This is a genomic window from Hymenobacter antarcticus (assembly GCF_039539545.1).
GTDB lineage: Bacteria > Bacteroidota > Bacteroidia > Cytophagales > Hymenobacteraceae > Hymenobacter > Hymenobacter antarcticus.
Window position 1 is genome coordinate 77,872 of sequence record NZ_BAABDI010000003.1, and the last position, 17,748, is coordinate 95,619.

The 17,748-nt window shown below is 61.5% G+C and carries 14 protein-coding genes; 7 read left to right on the forward strand and 7 right to left on the reverse strand.

Translation table 11 applies throughout. The annotated features are described in order from the left end of the window. Positions 1 to 212: 212 nt before the first annotated feature. Entirely contained in the window at positions 213 to 3,119 is a 2,907-nt protein-coding gene (locus tag ABD819_RS03695) for a DUF4394 domain-containing protein (protein WP_345121114.1), read from the forward strand. A gap of 208 nt (positions 3,120 to 3,327) precedes the next feature. Here ABD819_RS03695 and ABD819_RS03700 read toward each other — a convergent pair whose 3' ends face one another. Beyond that, on the reverse strand, positions 3,328 to 4,728 hold the full coding sequence (locus tag ABD819_RS03700) for an RtcB family protein (RefSeq protein WP_345121116.1): 1,401 nt from the start codon (positions 4,726 to 4,728) through the stop codon (positions 3,328 to 3,330). 676 nt (positions 4,729 to 5,404) lie between these two features. After that, a complete protein-coding gene (locus ABD819_RS03705) occupies positions 5,405 to 6,928 on the reverse strand; it encodes a TROVE domain-containing protein (RefSeq protein ID WP_345121118.1) in 1,524 nt (507 codons plus the stop codon). Positions 6,929 to 7,685: 757 nt separating this feature from the next. Between ABD819_RS03705 and ABD819_RS03710 the strand changes: the two genes are divergently transcribed. Continuing rightward, a complete protein-coding gene (locus tag ABD819_RS03710) occupies positions 7,686 to 8,588 on the forward strand; it encodes a histone deacetylase family protein (RefSeq protein WP_345121120.1) in 903 nt (300 codons plus the stop codon). Positions 8,589 to 8,706: 118 nt separating this feature from the next. Beyond that, positions 8,707 to 9,732: a J domain-containing protein gene (locus ABD819_RS03715; protein WP_345121122.1), complete on the forward strand. Its 1,026-nt coding sequence runs from the start codon at positions 8,707 to 8,709 to the stop codon at positions 9,730 to 9,732. Positions 9,733 to 9,845: 113 nt separating this feature from the next. On the opposite strand, the gene ABD819_RS03720 is transcribed toward ABD819_RS03715, so the two are convergent. The 4 genes from ABD819_RS03720 to ABD819_RS03735 form a co-directional block, all read right to left on the reverse strand. Continuing rightward, positions 9,846 to 10,142, reverse strand: coding sequence for a putative quinol monooxygenase (locus ABD819_RS03720; protein ID WP_070730927.1), 297 nt, complete (start codon positions 10,140 to 10,142; stop codon positions 9,846 to 9,848). A 71-nt stretch (positions 10,143 to 10,213) separates the two neighbouring features. Continuing rightward, positions 10,214 to 11,137, reverse strand: a complete 924-nt coding sequence (locus ABD819_RS03725; protein WP_345121127.1) for an alpha/beta fold hydrolase — start codon at positions 11,135 to 11,137, stop codon at positions 10,214 to 10,216. 69 nt (positions 11,138 to 11,206) lie between these two features. Continuing rightward, the gene (locus ABD819_RS03730) at positions 11,207 to 11,803 is read right to left on the reverse strand and encodes a TetR/AcrR family transcriptional regulator (protein WP_345121129.1); all 597 of its coding nucleotides are present in this window, start codon (positions 11,801 to 11,803) and stop codon (positions 11,207 to 11,209) included. A 114-nt stretch (positions 11,804 to 11,917) separates the two neighbouring features. Then, on the reverse strand, positions 11,918 to 12,661 hold the full coding sequence (locus tag ABD819_RS03735) for a PD-(D/E)XK nuclease-like domain-containing protein (protein WP_345121131.1): 744 nt from the start codon (positions 12,659 to 12,661) through the stop codon (positions 11,918 to 11,920). A 147-nt stretch (positions 12,662 to 12,808) separates the two neighbouring features. Here ABD819_RS03735 and ABD819_RS03740 point away from each other — a divergent pair, with 147 nt between their 5' ends. The 4 genes from ABD819_RS03740 to ABD819_RS03755 all read left to right on the forward strand — a co-directional run bounded on the left by ABD819_RS03740 (position 12,809) and on the right by ABD819_RS03755 (position 16,293). Continuing rightward, positions 12,809 to 13,231 carry an EamA family transporter gene (locus ABD819_RS03740; RefSeq protein WP_345121133.1) on the forward strand — a complete coding sequence of 141 codons (423 nt, stop codon included), beginning with the start codon at positions 12,809 to 12,811 and terminating at the stop codon, positions 13,229 to 13,231. 255 nt (positions 13,232 to 13,486) lie between these two features. Beyond that, complete coding sequence (locus ABD819_RS03745; protein WP_345121135.1) at positions 13,487 to 14,800, forward strand: T9SS type A sorting domain-containing protein; 1,314 nt, start codon at positions 13,487 to 13,489, stop codon at positions 14,798 to 14,800. Between the two features lie 155 nt (positions 14,801 to 14,955). Continuing rightward, positions 14,956 to 15,420 (forward strand): hypothetical protein, encoded by a 465-nt coding sequence (locus tag ABD819_RS03750; RefSeq protein WP_345121137.1) that lies wholly within the window; start codon positions 14,956 to 14,958, stop codon positions 15,418 to 15,420. Positions 15,421 to 15,438: 18 nt separating this feature from the next. After that, entirely contained in the window at positions 15,439 to 16,293 is an 855-nt protein-coding gene (locus ABD819_RS03755) for a hypothetical protein (protein WP_345121139.1), read from the forward strand. A gap of 90 nt (positions 16,294 to 16,383) precedes the next feature. On the opposite strand, the gene argH is transcribed toward ABD819_RS03755, so the two are convergent. After that, complete coding sequence (gene argH / locus ABD819_RS03760) at positions 16,384 to 17,700, reverse strand: argininosuccinate lyase (RefSeq protein ID WP_345121141.1); 1,317 nt, start codon at positions 17,698 to 17,700, stop codon at positions 16,384 to 16,386. Positions 17,701 to 17,748: the final 48 nt, after the last annotated feature.

A 17,748-nucleotide genomic window follows, 5' to 3' on the forward strand; every position in this document is an offset into this window, starting at 1 on the left:
GCTGACCATGGCAGCCACATCAGTTATTGATAGTTATAACCGCATAAAAGGCCTTTCATATTTGAATTAATATTCTATTAGCTGTAATTAATCTTTTATTTTTGAATACCGTACACGGACGCTAAACCGACCAAAACTTTTTTACTCACTTGAGAGTCATCACATCAACGGTTAGCAGCACCTGAAATATTACCATTAAAACGATAGCCATTATGCAACAATTCCTACCTTCTCTGAAAGCACGTACCCGGCTGGCCCGGTGCGGCGCACGCTGGCTCTTTGCGGCCGGCCTAATAGCCAGCGCGCCGCTGGTTCGGGCGCAAACCATCATGGGCCTGGGCACCATCACGGGTTCCAACTTTCGGGGCGAGCCCGTGGGCTCGCAGGGCCTGGTACTCATCGACCCCAATAACGGCGCGGCCCAGAACCTGGCCCCCGTGCGCATCGCGGGCGTGGCGGCGGGCCAAACGCTGGTGGGCATCGATTACCGGCCCGCCGATAACCTACTCTACGCTCTGGGCTACGACGCCAGCACCGCCGGCAATAACACCCAGCTCTACCTGCTCAACGCCGGTACCAACGTGGCCTCGCCCATCGGCAGCGCTATTCGGCTGGAGCTGGGTGGACCCACCGAGCGCATCGGCTTCGACTTTAACCCGACCGTGGACCGCGTCCGGGTAACGAGCTCCAACGATGCCAACTACCGCCTTAACCCCATCACCGGCGGCATCGCGGCGACCGATGGCACGCTGGCCTATGCCGCCGCCGACCCCAACGCCGGCACCAACCCCGGCGTGAGCGCGGTGGCCTACACCAACTCCACGGTGGGCTCGGCTACTACTACCACGCTCTACGATTTCGACTACCGCAACAACGGCCTGTTCTCCATTCAGAACCCGCCCAACAGCGGCACGCTGAATACGCAGAGCACGGTGGTATTTGTCATCACGGGCGGCGCGGCCCCGGGCACCTACGGCATCGGCCAGCCCGATGCCATTGGCCTGGACATCTACTTCGACCCCGGCAACAACATCAATACCGGCTACGTGACCGAGGTGACGGCCCCGCGCTCGAACGGCGCCCGCGCCAGCAACACCTACCGCCTCGACCTGGCCACCGGCGTGGCTACCCAACTCGGCAACACCGTACCCGCCAGCCAGTTGCTGAACTTTGAAATCCGCGACCTGGCCGTGACGCTGGCCCCACCCGTGCTCGTGACCTGGAACGGCTCGGTGAGCACCGACTGGCGCACGGCCGCCAACTGGACACCCGCCTTCGTGCCCACCGCCGCCACCGATGTGGTGATACCCGGCGGCACGCCCTTCCAGCCCATTGTGAGCACCAACCAGCAAACCCGCGCCATCACGCTGAACACCGGGGCCTTGCTCACCACCGCCGACGGCAGCAACCTGGTGGTAGGCGGCAATTTCACCAACAACGGCGGGGCGCTGGCCGGTAGCGGCAGCGGCACCGTGGTACTCGACCTGAACACCGCCCAAACCATCGGCGGCACTTCGCCCACCATTTTCCAGAATCTGACCATCGGCCTGGGCACGGCTAGCCTGGCTCCGGCTGCTTCCTTGGCAGCTCCCGCCTCAGTGCGCCGCCTGCTCACGCTCTTCGGCGACCTCACCGTGACGGGCCAGACCTTCACGCTGCTTTCCGATGCCAGCAACACGGCCCAGGTAGTGAACATCAGCGGCAGCGTGGTGGGCGCGACCACCGTGCAGCGCTACATCGACCCCAGCCGCAACGGCGGCCCGGGCTACCGCCACTACAGCCCGCCCGTGAGCGGCAGCACCGTGGCCGACCTGACCACGACTGGCTACACGCCGGTGGTGAACCCGGCTTACAACACGATTGGGAATACCGTGCGGCCTTTTCCCACGGTTTTTGGCTACGACGAAACCCGCGTGAACAGCAGCGGCAACCCCGCCCCAATGGACTTCGACAAGGGATTCTTCTCGCCCGGCAGCCTCGGCGATGCCCTGGAAGTGACGCGCGGCTACACCGTCAACATCCCGGCCACGGCCAATGTGGACTTCGTGGGCACGCTCAACAACGGGCCGCTCACGGCTGGTGGCCTCACCCGCGGCGGCCAGGCCGAAAGCGGCTACCACCTGCGCGGCAACCCCTACCCCGCTCCGCTCGACTGGCAGGCCATGATTGACGCCGGCCGCCTTACCAATGTCGACAATGCGCTCTATGTGTTCAAGAGCAGCGGCCAGTACACCGGTTCGTACGCCAGCTACATTGCCGGCGTGGGCGTGAACGGCGGCACCAACATCCTGCCTTCGTCGCAGGGCTTTTTCGTGCGCACCAGCGCGCCCGGCCAGGTGGGCCGCATTTCCTTTACCAACCAGGAGCGCCTCACCACTTACAATAACACGCCCTTCCAGCGCGGCACCGCTGATACCCGGACTCAGCTCACGCTGAGCCTAACCAACGCTGCTGCCGCAACGCAAATAGCCGTTTATTTTGATAAGGGCGCTACGGCCGGCTTCGACCGGGCCTTCGACGCGGCCGCCCTGCCCAACAGCAACGGCCTGACGCTGGCCACGGAAGTAGAGTCTCAGCCAGCGGCCATCAACGGTCTGCCCGTACTCACCGGGGCCGACGTGGTGCTGCCCCTGCGCCTGGCAGCCACGGCGGCCGGCACCTACACGCTGGCCGTGGATAACCTGGCCAACCTGCCCGCCAACTACCGCGCCTACCTGCGCGATGGCAGCACCGGGACCTACGCCGACCTGGCTACTACGCCCTCCATCAGCCTGACCCTAGCTGCCAACGGAGCCACCGGCGGCCGCTACGCCGTGGTATTCTCCACCCAGCACCGCGTGCTGGCCACCGCCCCGGCCGCCCTGGCCCGCCTGGCCACCGTGTACCCCAACCCGGCCCACGGCACGGCCACGCTGCTGCTGCCCGCGGCCCTGCGCGGCACCGCCGCCACGGTCGTGACGGTGGTCGACAACCTGGGCCGCGCCGTGCTCGCCCGCACGCTGGCCGCCGGCACCGCCGAAACCCTCGAGCTGCCACTCACTGGCCTGGCTCCCGGCGTCTACTCGGTGCAGGCCCGCACCGCCGCCGGACTCGTCGCCAAGCGCCTCATCGTGCAGTAGAGCCTGGCAAACGGCCATTGTTCGTACAAACAGAAATGCCCCGGCCGTTGTGGCTGGGGCATTTCTGTTTCTGTTTTTTTCATCAAAAAATAAAAAAACCTCCCGCCAAAGGCGAGAGGCTTTCCGAGCTATGAAAACAACTGTCTCCCAAGGAGACACGCCCACCTACGCGCAGTGATGGGCAGTTGGATTGCGCACAATGGAGGTTTTACGCCCCATCCATGCGCACGATTTTGGGCGTGAACGAGCCCAGCACGTCCACCAGCTCGCGCTGGCTGGCCATCACGGCGTGGATATCCTTGTAAGCCATCGGCGCTTCGTCGAGGCCGCCCCCGATTAGCTCGATGCCGTGGTCGGCGAGGTACTTGCGCACCTGGCCTTCGCCCAGCTCGGCCTTGGCGCGGGTCCGCGACATGAGCCGGCCGGCCCCGTGCGAAGCCGAGGCCAACGACTCGGCCACGCCCCGCCCCCGGACAATAAAGCCGGGAGCCGTCATCGAGCCGGGAATGATGCCGAGCACGCCCGCGCCGGCCGGCGTGGCCCCTTTGCGGTGCGTGATGACCTCGCGGCCGTCGGCCAGCCGCTCTTTCCAGGCGAAGTTGTGGTGGTTTTCCACTTTCGCCAGCGGCTTTTCGCCAAGGGCTTTGGCCAGACGGCGGTGAATCTGGTCGTGGCAGGCCGAGGCGTAGTCCCCGGCCAGGGTCATGGCGGCCCAGTATTCCTGGCCGGCTTCGGTGTCGAGGCCCAGCCAGGCGAGGTGCTGCGCCTCGCCGGGCAGCTGGCACACGTCCTTGGCCAGCTTGGTGTAGCGCTCGGCAATGCCCGCGCCCAACCCCCGCGAGCCGGAGTGCGACAACAGGCCTAAATATTGCCCAACGGGCACGCCCAGCTCGTTTTCGGCTTCGGTGATTTCCACAATTCCGAACTCCACGAAGTGGTTGCCGGAGCCGGACGTGCCCACCTGCTCGGCGGCCTTGTCGAGCTTGTTTTTCAGGAAGGGAATGGTCCGAAACTGCTCGCTATCCAGCACGGCGTGGTCCAGGCGTTTGCCCCGCTCGAAGCCCCGACCACTGCCGAAGCGCGTGTTTTCGAGCAAGAGGCTGCGCAATTCCTGGGTGCGCTGGGTGAGGTACTTGGTCGGCAAATCGAACACCGACAAAGCCATTCGGCAGCCGATGTCGACGCCCACGGCGTAGGGAATCACCGCGTTATCCGTAGCCAGCACCCCGCCGATGGGCAGGCCGTAGCCGTGGTGGGCATCGGGCATGAGCGCGCCGGCCACGGTCACGGGCAGCTTCATCGCAATTTCCATCTGATGGATGGCTCCCTGCTCGATGTGCTCGGCCCCGAACACGGCGTATTCCTTGCGCTCGACCAGGCTGATGTGCCGGTTGGGCGGCGGCAGCAACGCCGCCGCCGTATGGCTCCAGTCGAGGTGCGTGAGGTAGTCGTTGGGGTTGGCAATAAGTTGACCCAGCAAAGCCAGCTGGTCGGTTTGAGAGAGTTTTTTGAGGTGCTTGCGCTGCAATTGAGCCAGTGCGAGCCCGATGGCCCGACCTTCGGGAAAACCGAGGTTTCGAAGGTCGTTGCCGCGTAATTGAGAAGCCATAAAAATGATTTTTGCACGAAATGGAAACGCATTTTTGGCGCTTCGCTCGTTGATTAAAAATAGGAAATTGAATAAATCGAGCCGGGCAAAAAGACGCGTCGCCGGTTGGCATTTGCTCTACCAGACTGAGCTACTGCCAGCAAGCCGGCAGGCGGGATTCGAACCCGCGACCCAATGAATCGAAGGATGGCGATGCTACGGCACCAGCCCGTTTTATTCAGAAAAAACCGGAGCAACAAGCGTCCCGCGCAACGGGCCCAGGGGCCCCACGGGATTGGTTCGAAGTAGCACGGGACTACGGCATCCGGCAATTTAGTATTGGCTTATTCCGAAAATTCAGGGCAACAAGCGGCAGGCGAGTCAACCGCGGCCGAGGCCACGGAGGGGGATTCGAACCCAACTGAATTGCCCGAAGGCAATTTTCTCAACCATCGAAGTAACGCCCGTCTACGGCACCTGAATCAGGCGGAGCAAACCGAGGTGGAACGGGCCACCGCAGTGGCTCCGTCCCGGTCGGCGACTGCCCCAATTGGGCAGCCGTCTTCCTCATTTCAGTATTGTAGCGCGAAGCGGTGCTGCGCGTCTCCGCGCCATTAAAACCATCAGAACGACTGCGACCTGCGCGGGGACGCGCAGCACCGCTTCGCGCTACATTGCCCGGCCGGTTTTTACTGGTTTATAATTCAATTTTCTCGATTTCGCTGAGGGCCGAGCCGCCGTTATCCAGCGCCGCCAGCACGTCGAACACCTTATCCGACCAGCCGGCGATGAGGGCCACGCCATTTTCGGGGCGCACCTCCAGCGGCACGGTGCCGTGCCCGGCCAGGTCGAAGAGGTAGAGACGAGCGTTGGGAGCCACGGTACGGCGGTAAGCGGCCCATTCCTGAGCCAGGGTACCCCCGTCGCCGGTGCTGTTCCAAAGCTGCACGTCGGTGAAAATCATCACCTTGTCCACCACCTCACAGCGCTGGCGCAAGTCCTTGATTACCAAGTATCCGTTGGTGCTGTAGCCCACCTCGCCTTCGCGGCGGTAGAACTCCTCCACGTTGCGCAGCACCGGCCCACGGGGCAGGCTGATGCGCTTCCACGTATCACCAAACATGCCGGTAATAACGTTCTGGCAACGGCTCTGGAGCAGCATCCCCAGCACCAGGCTCACGTCGTAGAGCAGCACTTTGCTGCGCGGCGAAATGGCCTTTTGCATGGAGCTCGACACGTCGCAGGCCACCACTACGCGGGTGTCGTGCCCGAAACCGCGCACGTTCACCGCGCTGTGCGCAATGGCCGTTTCGAGCGCGGCCAGCACCGCCGCCACCTGCCCACCGGGCAAGGCTTTCACCTCGCGGAAGGCGGCCAGGAAGCGGAACGGCAGCTGCTTGCTGCGCGCCACCGCAAACCGGTCGGCCAGGGTGGCACAAACCTGCTCCATCGCCTCGGCCGATACATTGGCTTCGAGGATGTTGCGCAGGTTGCGCAACAGGGCCATGTAGCCCAGTTTGCCGCTGGCAATGAGCGTTTCCCAGGTGCTGCGGACGGCCGTTTGCCGGTCGGCATCAGTGGCGTAGACTTGCTGGCCCACGGCGGAAAGCTCCGTTTCCCAGGTGTAGGGCGTGGGCAACTCACCGCGCACCAACTGGTTGAACAAGGCTTGCTGGGCCGCGTCTTTCGCGTTCGGGTGAACGAGGAAGAGCGCATCGCGCAGGCGCACGGCCCCGGCCCGGTCGTATTTGGCCAACTGGTAACCGTCGAAACGGTTGAAGCTGAGCGCCAGGCCTTTTTGCAGCTGCTTGGAGAGGCGATTGAGGATTTTGGTCCCGCTCCGGCCGTTGGCCTGGGCGTAAAAAGCCAGCAATTCCGTGATTTCATCGGGGCGCTGCACCACGCGGGCCACCAGGCGGCTCACGAGGCTGTCGCCCCGGTGCAGCTGGGCCAGCTCCACGCACAGCACCAGGGGCACGGTGCGCAAATTGAGGCTTTCGCGGGCATACACGGCCAGTTGCGCTACGAACAGCGGGTCATTTTTGGCCACCAATTCCCGCAGGCGCAGCAGGCGGGTATCGGCGGTTTCGTAGAACTGGTCGCTGAGTGCGGCGGTGGCCACGGCGGCGTACAGCTCCACCTGGGGCGTGAGCGTGAAGGCGGCCGCACCCGCGTGGTTGACGGTGGGCGCGCTGTTTCGGGAGAAGAAGTTGAAGCGCATTTTAGAAGTGTTGAGGGTTGAATTTTGAGGGTTCATTTACTATCGCAACGAAGCGGTAGAGATGCTTCGGCTACGCTCAGCATGACGTTCTTTTCGAATGAATCACAACTTCTAATTACCGTCAAATTGAAATTCAATTTGAATTAAACGCACCTCTTCCCATCAAATAAAAACGCATTTTTATTTAGTAATTAATGCCACGAAAAAGCCCGGCTTTTGCGGGCCGGGCTTTTCTATTTCGCGTGATTCACGCCGAAGTTACCGACGCATCCGACAAAGAAGAAAAGCACGGCCGCACCGTTTCAGCGAGCCGCAATCGGGCCGGCGCTGGGGCTGCTGGGGCAGGTAATTGGGACGGATAGGGTGCATGGATTGAATAGGTAAGCGGCTGATAAACCGACAAACAACAAAAAACCCGAGCGTTGTGGGCTCGGGCGTGGCGGGTTTCAGCGGAAGCTAAAATCAGGCAAACGTACCGAGCGGAGACAGCCGGACTGGCTGCATCTTATCCGAATTGCTGGTGAATAGTTCGTGGCGGTACATGGCTGTTTGCTTTTGGTGCGACAAAGGTTGGACATTAATTTTAATTGCGCAAATAATTTCCAATAATAAATTGAAAATTATTTTCCATGCATTCTAATTGCGATTCAAAAGCCCGTTATTAATTACACCAGACGCGTTTATCGGCGTTCAATTATTCTCACTATAATCTCACTTACTCAAAACATCTACCTCTTATCAGCAGTACCACTCGGCCATGCCCCGCCTCGCCACCTCCGACCATTACACTCTCGACCTGCCCGCCGGGCACCGCTTCCCCATTGCCAAGTATGCCCTGATTCGGGAGCAGCTGCTGTGGCAGGGCATTGCCGCACCCGAAGATTTCTACGAGCCGGGCCTGTGTGCAGAGGAAGACCTGCTGCGCGTTCATACTGCGGAATATTGGCATCGGGTGCGCGATTTGCAGCTCACGCCCCGCGAGGTGCGCAACCTGGGCCTGCCGCAAAGCCCACAGCTGGTGCGGCGCTCGCTGAGCAGCAGCGCGGGCACGCTGCAATCGGCCGTGCGAGCGTTGCGCGATGGCATTGGCCTGAACCTGGCCGGCGGCACCCACCACGCCTTTGCCGACCGCGGCGAGGGGTTTTGCGTGCTGAACGACCAGGCCATTGCGGCGGCCCACTTGCTGGCGCGGGGGTTGGCCCGGCAAATTTTAATCGTGGATTTGGACGTGCATCAGGGCGACGGCACGGCGGCGATTTTTCGGAATGAGCCGCGCGTTTTCACGTTTTCCATGCACGCGGGGGCCAATTACCCGCTGCGGAAGGAGCAGTCGGATTTGGATATTGCCCTGGCGCTGGGCACTGGCGATGCGGAGTATCTGGCGCAGCTCCGCGCCACGCTGGAGCCGCTGGTGGAGCGGGTGAAGCCTGATTTTATCTTCTACCAGGCCGGAGTTGATGTGCTGGCCACGGATAAGCTGGGCAAGCTGGCCCTCACGCCCGCCGGTTGCCGACAGCGCGATGAACTGGTGCTCGGCTTGTGCCACGCCCGCGGGCTGCCCGTGGCCGTGAGCATGGGCGGCGGCTACTCCGAGCGGCTGGCCGACATCGTGGATGCGCACTGCAATACATTTCGGGTGGCATTTGAGCTGTGGCCGTAGGGTGGGGGCAGGAAGTTACCGCAGAGGTTCGCGGAGATGAAACGCAGGGGGCCGCAGAGCCCGGGAGCCCGGGAGCCCCGTGCAGCGCACCAAACGGGCTTTGCTACCTTTGCAGCGAATGAAAAAAGCTGATTCCGCGCATCCCGCGCCTGTTACCGTGCCCGTCCGGCAAACCGAGCAAGCAGCGGGCACACTCGCTCAGCAGGCTTTTCGGCAGGCAATTCTGGACGTGGAAAACCTGCGCGAGCGGTTGCGCGACCTTCGCGCCGAGCAGGCCGAGGCCCGCCGGCGCTACTGGCAGCAGGTGGGGCCGGCGGCTACGGCTGTGGTGGCGGCCCGCCACGCCCTCTACGCCCCCCTGGAAGAAGCCCTGCTGCTGAGCTACTTCAGCCGCCTGGAGGAACAGCAGATTACGGGCGTGATTTTGGGTAATGCCCGGAACCTGGAAGAGCGGTTTGGGGAGGATGAAGCGGCTGTTATCCGAAAATACGCGCCGGCCGGGTTTCGAAAATCCTCGACCGCCAAGGCCACAGGGCAAGCCCCGGGTGACCGGGCTAGCGAAGCAGATTTTGCCCCCGACCCCACCCTGCCGCCCCACGAGCAAGCCGCCGCTGCCGCCCGGGCCCGCCGCAAAACCAAAGCCCAGCGCCAGCAGGAAGCCGCCGCGCAAGCCGCGCAGGCCGACCAGCAGCAGCTCGAATCCAATACCAAAACCATCTATCGCCAGCTGGCCCGCACCCATCACCCCGACCTGGAGCGCGACCCTACAAAACAAGCCGACAAAACCGCCCAGATGCAGCGCATCACCGAAGCCTACGAGGCCGACGACCTCTACACGCTGCTGCAGCTGCTGGCCGAATCGGGCCCCGCCGATGCGGCCGCCGACGACGTGCTGGCCCGCTACACCCGCGCCCTGCTCCAGCAGCAAACCCAGCTGAAGCAGGAAATGAACGAGCTGAAATATGGCCCCAACGGCTTTATCACCGCCTCGGGAAAAAAGCAGGAGCTGGAGCTCCGCCAGCTCAAGCGCGACCTGCGGGCTGAGGCTGAATACGTGCAGCACGTGGGCCGGCTGATGAGCGAAGCAGACGGGTTGCGCGAAGTGCTGCGGCAGCTGGCCACCGAAGGCTTGGATAGCCTATAAGAACGTCATGCTGAGCTTGTCGAAGCATCTCTACCGTGCAAGTAACTAATTACTATTGCAGTAGCGATGCTTCGGCAAGCTCAGCACGACGTTCTTGTTATTCCAGCAGAAGCTTACGCGCCTTTCGAAGCCAGAATATCCACCATTTCGATATGCGGTGGGCTCGCCCAGAGGTCGGCGTGGGTGCCCAGGGCTGCGGCTACCTGGCCAGCAAGGTGGGCTTTGCGGCCGGCTTCGTCGGGGAAAGTATCGAAAATACCGAACGTGGACGGCCCCAGGCGCAGGGCGTACCAGGTAGTAGTGGCGGGCTCAGCCTCCACGATTGGCAGGGCCCCGGCCAGGAAATCGGCAACGGTTTGTTCGTGACCAGGCTTCACTTCGAGGCGAACTAAAAGAGCAACTTTTACCATAAAACAGGTGGTTTGGGTTAGTGGATTGAATACAACAAGAGCCAACCAAATTTGGCTGCCACAGTTGAGAGCTACGCGATAAACGCCACCGCAGATTGCACCACGTCGGCATCGCGCAGAATGCGGTTGTGCCCCAGCCCGCGCGTGGCGTGCAGCACCGCCCCCGGCCAGGCCGCCACAATCTGCTGGCCTTCCGCGAAAGGCACTATTTCGTCGCCTTCGTCGTGCATCACCAACACCCTTTCGGCTCCCGTGCCGGGGCCAGCCGCTGCCGCCGCAAACGAATCGGCGGGGCGGCCGGTAGTTTGCTGAATGTGGGTGGCGAACTGCTCGACCACATCATTCGACAAATACAGGAAATCGGCGAAGCGGGTGGCCACTGCCCGTGGGCTCACCGGAGCACTGAGCAGCACCAGCCGCGGCAGCACCGCCGCCCCGGGCAGCCGCACCGGCAGCCCCGCCACCGAAGCCGCCCCGAACGAATGCGCCACAATGGCCCGCACCTCGCCGGCCGTATCCACCACCGCCTGCACCGCCCCACCAAAGCTGGTGAGCGTGGCCAGACGGCCGGCCGATGCCCCGTGCGCCGGCCCATCCAGGGCCACCACGCGGTAGCCGGCGGCCAAAAGCGCCGGCACCCAGGCCCGCCAGAAGCTGGCCCGGTGCTCCCAGCCGTGTACCAGCACCACCGCTGGCGCCTGGACCGAGCCCCATTCATACACCGCCACGGGGCCCGCTTCGCCTACGATGGTGCGGCGCACGGCCTCAGCCAGCACGGGGCTTTCCCAGGCTTTGAGCGGCAAGCGGCGCGGCGTGCAGAACAGCCGCCAGGCCAATCGGAAAGCCACCTCTGGCGCTACCACCGACAGTATTTTCAACTGCCAGCGCAGCCAGCGCAGGCCCGCGGGCGGCGATGGGTAACGAATTTGCGGGACAACCGTCGGGGGCGTACCGGGCCGGTACAGCGTGTGAGCAGGTGAATAAATATTGGTCATGGCAACCGAGTTACTTATCAATGGAATATCCTGATTATCAAGACACTTGAAGCACCGAAAAAATATTCATCAGCTTGGGAGAAGCTCCAGCCGCAGCTGGCCGACGATGACCTGAAACGGCGTCTCATCGTGTACGCGGGCCACTTGCAGGGCCCCGGCCAGGGTAGTGAGCACCTGCGTGGCCTTGGCCGCCGGGCTGCCCACAAACCGCAATGTGCTGGTGGCGCGGCCCACGGCCAGCACCTGCGCCAGCCACTCGGTCAGCTCCCGGTTGAAGGTGCGCAGCTCGGCTTGCATGGGGGCGGGTAGCGTGCGAAAATCAGCGGCCAGGGCCCCGAAAAGGCACACGCGGCGGTCGTGGCCGAGGTGGTTATCGTACACGGCAAACAGGGCTTCGAGCTGCTGGTTCGGGGGCAGGTCGGCCACGCGGGGCAGGTCGCGCCACTTGCGCAGGCGGCGCAGCTGGCGGGTAACCAGCGCCGTGCCCAAATCGTCTTTGCTCGGGAAATGGTAGTGAATGGCGGCCGGCCGTACGCCCAGCTCGCGGGCCAGGTGCTGGTAGCTAAACGCATTGAAGCCCCGCTCAAGCAACAGCGTTTCCGCCAGGTCAAGGATGCGCGTGCGGGTATCGGGAATAAGGGTAGAACTGGAAGCTTGATTTGACATAACGAGGCAAATGTACAACTTACTTACTAATTAGTAAGTAGAATGATAAATCACAAAAAAGCCCTCCACGCATTCGTGAAGGGCTTTTCATTTCTGTAAGGTCAAGCGAAGGTGCTAGCTTATTTCCTCATCCTGGCCCAGACCCAATGCATCAACGGCGGCTTGCACGGCCTCGGCGCGGTACGCGGGCGCGGTGGCGGGGGCTTTGAGCAAACGTAGCAGCCGTTGATATTTCTGGCGGCCCTCGGCCAGCATTTGCTCGCTCACTTCGATGGTGAATACCCCGAAGGGCTCCACCTTCTGCACGCCCACCAGCAGAAACCGCTCGGCCCGGAGGGCGTCGGTGTAGAAGGCGGCCTGGCGGTCGTAGTCATAGGCCGAGCATTGCCAGAGGAAATGGTCGGCATCGCGGGCCATGGTGGTTTTAAAGTCGATGATGGTGAAGGGCTCGTCGGCGTGGTCAACCACGAGGTCGGCGCGCAGCTTGCAGAGCGTATCCGTCTGGGGCTCGGTGAAGAGCACGCTCACTTCGGAAGTGCCCCGTGCCAGTAATTCAGTCAGTTGCGAGTTCATCTGCACGCCTTCCACCAGCCACCACACCAGGGTATCGTTGAGGCCGGGCTGACCCGCCACGTAATCATCGGGCTCCAGCAAGGCCGTGTGAAAGGCGGTGCCGAAGCTCAGGGCACCTTCGTTGGAGCTGGTTTGGGAGCGCGGCGGCCGGCCGTCGAGGGCATCGCGCAGCCGCGAGAGGTCGGAATTGGCAATGGCCGGCAGGGCGCGGTAGGTATCGTAGTCGAGGCGCAGCAGGTCGGGTCGGCGGAAGTCGGGGGCAGAGGCGGGCACGGGGTTGAGCATGGTCGAAAAGGTAACAGATAAAACCGCATAATGACTCCACCGATGCCCGCTTTTGCCAACGCGAAAGCGCCGGTACGCCGGCTTACGTATGCCTGAAATCGGCCCTTATTCAATGCAAGCGGCTGGCTCTTATTCCCCTCCCCCATTATGGCTTCCTGGATACCCTACGCCCTGCTCGCCGCCCTGTTTGCGGCCCTTACCGCCATTTTTGCCAAAATTGGCATCAAGGGCGTCGACTCTGATTTGGCCACCGCTATTCGCACCGTGGTAATCCTGCTGCTGGCCTGGGGCATCGCCATCGCGCGCGGGGCCACGGCCGGGCTGCCGGCGCTCTCGCAGCGCACGTGGGTATTTCTGGTGCTGTCGGGGCTGGCCACGGGAGCGTCGTGGCTGTGCTACTTCCGGGCCCTCAAGCTGGGCCCGGTGAGCAAAGTGGCCCCGGTAGATAAGCTGAGCGTGGCGCTCTCGCTGCTGCTGGCGGTGGTGTTTTTGGGCGAAACCATTTCCGTGCGCGGTGCACTGGGCGCGGGCCTGATTTTGGCCGGCACGCTGGTTCTGGTGTGGAGCTGAAGGTCCACGTTGAACTTCACTAATAAAACTTAAATATTATTTCTTCGCAAAACACAAAATTTATGGCATTCGGTCATAATATATCTTTCACTATAGCAATGTATTATCAACTTATAACCAAAGTATTTATTCCAAAATGAGGAACTTAATTAATTGCATTATTACAATTTAATATGTAACTCGTGAATTTTTATCGGGCTTTTACAATTAAGCAACTATCATCCTATCACCAGTCGCATTATATGCTCATCCATCATGAAAAAATACTTTACTCCCCTGATTATCAGCGTGGCAATATGCGCCCTGTCGGTACTGTCCGCCCAGGCCCAATGCACGTACACTGCCATGAGCAGTGGTTTGTTTTCCAGTGCCAGCACCTGGCAGGTAAGCTCCTCCACTAACGCTATCTGTAGCGAAACTCCAACTTCTGACACCGACGCCATCATTATCATCCGAGGCTTTAACGTGACGCTGGATGTGAACTACGCAGTAGCCAAGGATGGCTCCATCCGCATTGAGAACAGCGGCTCGCTGATTGGCGGAGCCGACCTGATACTGGGCGACGGCACCGGCAGCCAAGCGGCTACCCAACTGATAATTGAGCCAGGAGGCACGTTGCGGGTGGCCCAGCTGACGGTGGACAAGGCAACCATTATGGTAGATAATCCACTCAGCGCCACCCGCCCTACTACACTGACGACCGACTGCAACCTGGTACTAATCAATTCGTTCATTACGGACAATAGCCAAACGTTTATCAACGGCAGTATCGACCTAACCAAGGGGGGCTCCAATAATACGCTCTGCGGGACTGGCAGCGTCCGCATTATCGGGTGCGTATTTGGCGGCAACGGAGCCGTGCGCAAGATGGCCAACAACTGTGCGTCGTCGCTGGTTACCACGGTGTGTTCGCAGCAACAGAAGCCTGCCGGGTGTCCAGGGCCTGTTTCTAACAACAATGCCAATGAGGCTGCTTGCGATGTGCTGGTGGGCACCTGCGCACCGCTCCCCGTCGAGCTCATCCTATTCACGGCCACCACTACGGCCCGGCAAACAGTAGTCCTGCACTGGGTAACGGCCTCGGAGAAAAACAGCCACAGCTTCGTGGTAGAGCGTTCGGCCGACGGCAAAGTCTTTCGTAGCCTGGGCACCCTGGCCGCCGCCGGCTCCACGCAGGCCCGCACCACCTACGACCTGACCGATGAGCAGCCGCTGTCCGGCATCAGCTACTACCGATTGCGCCAGGTAGACCTGGACGGCACCACCACCTACTCACCGGTCCGGAACGTGAAGCGCGGCTTGGCCAGCGGTGAAGGCCTGGCCGTGTACCCCGGCCGCTCGGCCCAGGAATGGGTGGTGAGCACCGCCCTACCCGCCGAAATCCTGGCGCAGGGCCCCGCTGTGGTGCGGGTAATCGATGCCCTGGGCCGCCTGCACCAGGTACCCTGCCCTGCCGATGCCTCCCAGGCTGGCCAATGGGCCCTGGACCTGCGCTCGCTGCCCACGGGCATCTACATTGTGCGGCTCATCACCGCCGCGGGCTCGTTTAGCCAGCGCATTGCGCAGTAGCCAGCGGCACCGAGCAGACCATTTTTCGGGGCAGGCAAGCCTGTGGGCATACTACTTTCACCGCCATACTGCTGGCCCCGAAAATATTTCTATACGGCTTGTAAGGTTCGATGTCAGCACCCGTCTGTTCGAAAGAACCATATCATGACTGCCTTATGGAAAAGCGCCTAACCACCCGATTCCTGCTGCCCGTGCTGGCCGCCCTGACCCTGGCCCTGGGCGCCTGCAACAAGTCCGTTGATGCGCCCACCCCGGCGGCCCCCGTGGCACCGGCCGGCACCACTACTCTGCGCATGGGCACCGTAGTGGCGCAGGGCGGGGTGATGAGCGGCGGCACCCTCGATATTGTGAAGGCCCCCGACGGTACCGAGCACATCAGATTCAACACCGGCTTTCACTCCGATTTTCACACCGGCTCGCTGGGCATCTACCTGGCCAAGTCCGATGATTTGATTCGTAACCAGCGGGCCGCCAATCCGGCCAACGTGCTGCGCGTGGGCACCATCACGCAGTCGGGGGCGCAGTCGCTGCTCATTACCGGCACGGCCACCGGCTTTTCGCATGTCATCCTGCACTGCGATGCCGCTCAGTACAACTTTGGAGCGGCAGCACTGAAATAGTCCCCCGTTCCCGCTGCAATGCCCAATCGTTACGCCCATCTGAGGGGCCTGCTTGCCTTCGGCACCGTGCTGCTTGCCGCAACGTCCGCCCAGGCCGGCGGCGGCTGGACCCGCCTGCGCGGCCACGGCTACGCCAAAGTCGGCCTCACCGTGGCCAATACCGACAAGTATCACCCGCTGCAGGGCGGCACTGTTAATACGGCGCAGTTTCGGCAGCAGGTGTACAGCCTCTACGGCGAGTACGGCCTCACCAATCGCCTCGAAGCAACGTTAAATTTTCCGTTTTTTCGGCGCGCCACTTTCCCCGACACCAGCCCCGGCCAGGGTGTGGGCGACCCCGAATTTGGCCTGCGCTACGGCCTGCTCACCGGCAAGTGGCCGCTGGCCGTGCAGGTGGCCGCCCAGGCCCCGCTCGGCGACCCCAATAAGCGCGGCTTCAATAAAAACGACCCCACCGATTTCATATTCCTGCCCACCGGCAACGGCCAGTGGAACATCTGGACCCGGGCGGCCCTCTCGCACACGCTGGGCACCCTGCCCGCTTTCTTCACCCTCGAAGCCGGCTACAACACCCGCACCGCCGGCTTCACCGACCAGTATACCTATGGCGCGCAGGTCGGCTACAAGTTTTTCGATAAGCTCTGGCTCACCGCCAACCTGCGTACCCTCGACAACGTGCGCGCCCCCGACCCCAGCAAACTCAACCGCATTGGCCTGGGCGAGGGCGTGGCCTACTCGGCCGCCAGCCTGGGCGCGAGCTACAACTTTACCAAGCATCTCTCCGCCACCGCCGACGTGGCCGGGGGCTTCGGCAAACTGCGCAACGTGTATTCGGGGGTGCAAACCACGTTGGGAGTGGCGGTAGAATGGTAAGACGATTCGCTTGATGCGGAATGCAGTAAAAAAGAACGTCATGCTGAGCTTGTCGAAGCATGACGTTCTTTTTACTGCATTCCTCCTTATTCATTCCTCGTGCTTTCCTAAAAACAGCTCACTCCCCTCCCGCCAACGCCGCACCTTTGCCGCGATTTCCGCCAGGCCCAGGTTGTGAATACTACCCAGGTGGGTGGTCTGAAACTCGCGGTGCGGCACGTAGCTGCCGTCCTCCACGGCCCGGCCCACCTGCTGGTAGGCATCGCGAAACGGCACGCCGGCAATAATCAATTGATTAATATTTTCGACGGAGAATATCGGGTCGTATTTCGCCTGCTCAATCACGCCTTCTTTAATCTTAATTTCGGGCAACGCAAACAGTAGGATATCCAGCAAATCGCCAAATGCCAGCATGGGTCCGAACAGCAGCTCCTTCAGTAGCTGGAAGTCGCGGTGGTAGCCGCTGGGCAGGTTGCTGGTGGCCAGAATAATATCGTTAGGCAGCGCCTGGAGGCGGTTGGCGTGTACCCGCACTAGCTCAAACACGTCGGGGTTTTTCTTGTGCGGCATGATGCTGGAGCCCGTCGTAAATTCCTTTGGCAGGTTTACGAAGCCTAAATCCTGGCTGTTATAAAGCACCAAATCGTACGCCAGCTTACCCAGCGTGCCGGCCGCACCGGCAATGGCAAAAGCCAGCGTTTTTTCGGTCTTGCCGCGCAGCATCTGCGCGCCCACGCTGCTGACTGCCACACTGCCAAAACCCATTTCCCGGGTCGTCATTTCCCGGTCGATGGGAAAGCTGCTGCCGAAGCCCGCCCCCGAGCCCAGGGGGTTCTGGTCGGCCACCCGGTGCGCGGCCTCAAACAGCGCCAAATCCAGGAGCAAATGCTCGGCATAAGCCGAAAACCACAGCCCGAAGCTACTTGGCATGGCCGCCTGAAAGTGCGTGTAGCCCGGCAGGAGGTCATTTTTGTGCGCTTCCGCCTTTTGCAGCAGCACATCAGCCAGGGCCAGTATTTTGACTGAAATGCGCTCCGTATAATCCTTCAGGAATAGCTGGATAGCTGTCAACACCTGGTCGTTGCGCGAGCGGGCGGTGTGGATTTTCTTGCCGGCATCACCGAATTTATCGGTCAGGTAATATTCAATTTTAGAATGTACGTCTTCGAAGTCGTCTTCAATCCGGAACGTGCCGGCCTCAACCTGCGCCAGCAGCTCATCCAGCCCGGCAATCAGCTGCTGCCGCTCCGTTTCGGATATCAGGCCCACTTTGGCCAGCATATTGGCCTGCGCCTTGGAGGCCCGCATATCAAACGGTGCGAGGTGCATGTCGAGCGCCCGGTCCTGGCCCACGGTGAACTTTTCGATGGTATCGTTGACCGAAAATCCTTTCTCCCAAATCTTCATAGCGCAAAGTTTCGCGAAGTTGATTGCAGGACGATTAAGTCTCACAAA

Coding starts and splice junctions, on each gene's coding strand:
- ABD819_RS03695 (WP_345121114.1), top strand. CDS start 213: ATGCAACAATTCCTACCTTCTCTGAAAGCACGTACCCGGCTGGCCCGG.
- ABD819_RS03700 (WP_345121116.1), bottom strand. CDS start 4,728: ATGGCTTCTCAATTACGCGGCAACGACCTTCGAAACCTCGGTTTTCCC.
- ABD819_RS03705 (WP_345121118.1), bottom strand. CDS start 6,928: ATGCGCTTCAACTTCTTCTCCCGAAACAGCGCGCCCACCGTCAACCAC.
- ABD819_RS03710 (WP_345121120.1), top strand. CDS start 7,686: ATGCCCCGCCTCGCCACCTCCGACCATTACACTCTCGACCTGCCCGCC.
- ABD819_RS03715 (WP_345121122.1), top strand. CDS start 8,707: ATGAAAAAAGCTGATTCCGCGCATCCCGCGCCTGTTACCGTGCCCGTC.
- ABD819_RS03720 (WP_070730927.1), bottom strand. CDS start 10,142: ATGGTAAAAGTTGCTCTTTTAGTTCGCCTCGAAGTGAAGCCTGGTCAC.
- ABD819_RS03725 (WP_345121127.1), bottom strand. CDS start 11,137: ATGACCAATATTTATTCACCTGCTCACACGCTGTACCGGCCCGGTACG.
- ABD819_RS03730 (WP_345121129.1), bottom strand. CDS start 11,803: ATGTCAAATCAAGCTTCCAGTTCTACCCTTATTCCCGATACCCGCACG.
- ABD819_RS03735 (WP_345121131.1), bottom strand. CDS start 12,661: ATGCTCAACCCCGTGCCCGCCTCTGCCCCCGACTTCCGCCGACCCGAC.
- ABD819_RS03740 (WP_345121133.1), top strand. CDS start 12,809: ATGGCTTCCTGGATACCCTACGCCCTGCTCGCCGCCCTGTTTGCGGCC.
- ABD819_RS03745 (WP_345121135.1), top strand. CDS start 13,487: ATGAAAAAATACTTTACTCCCCTGATTATCAGCGTGGCAATATGCGCC.
- ABD819_RS03750 (WP_345121137.1), top strand. CDS start 14,956: ATGGAAAAGCGCCTAACCACCCGATTCCTGCTGCCCGTGCTGGCCGCC.
- ABD819_RS03755 (WP_345121139.1), top strand. CDS start 15,439: ATGCCCAATCGTTACGCCCATCTGAGGGGCCTGCTTGCCTTCGGCACC.
- argH (WP_345121141.1), bottom strand. CDS start 17,700: ATGAAGATTTGGGAGAAAGGATTTTCGGTCAACGATACCATCGAAAAG.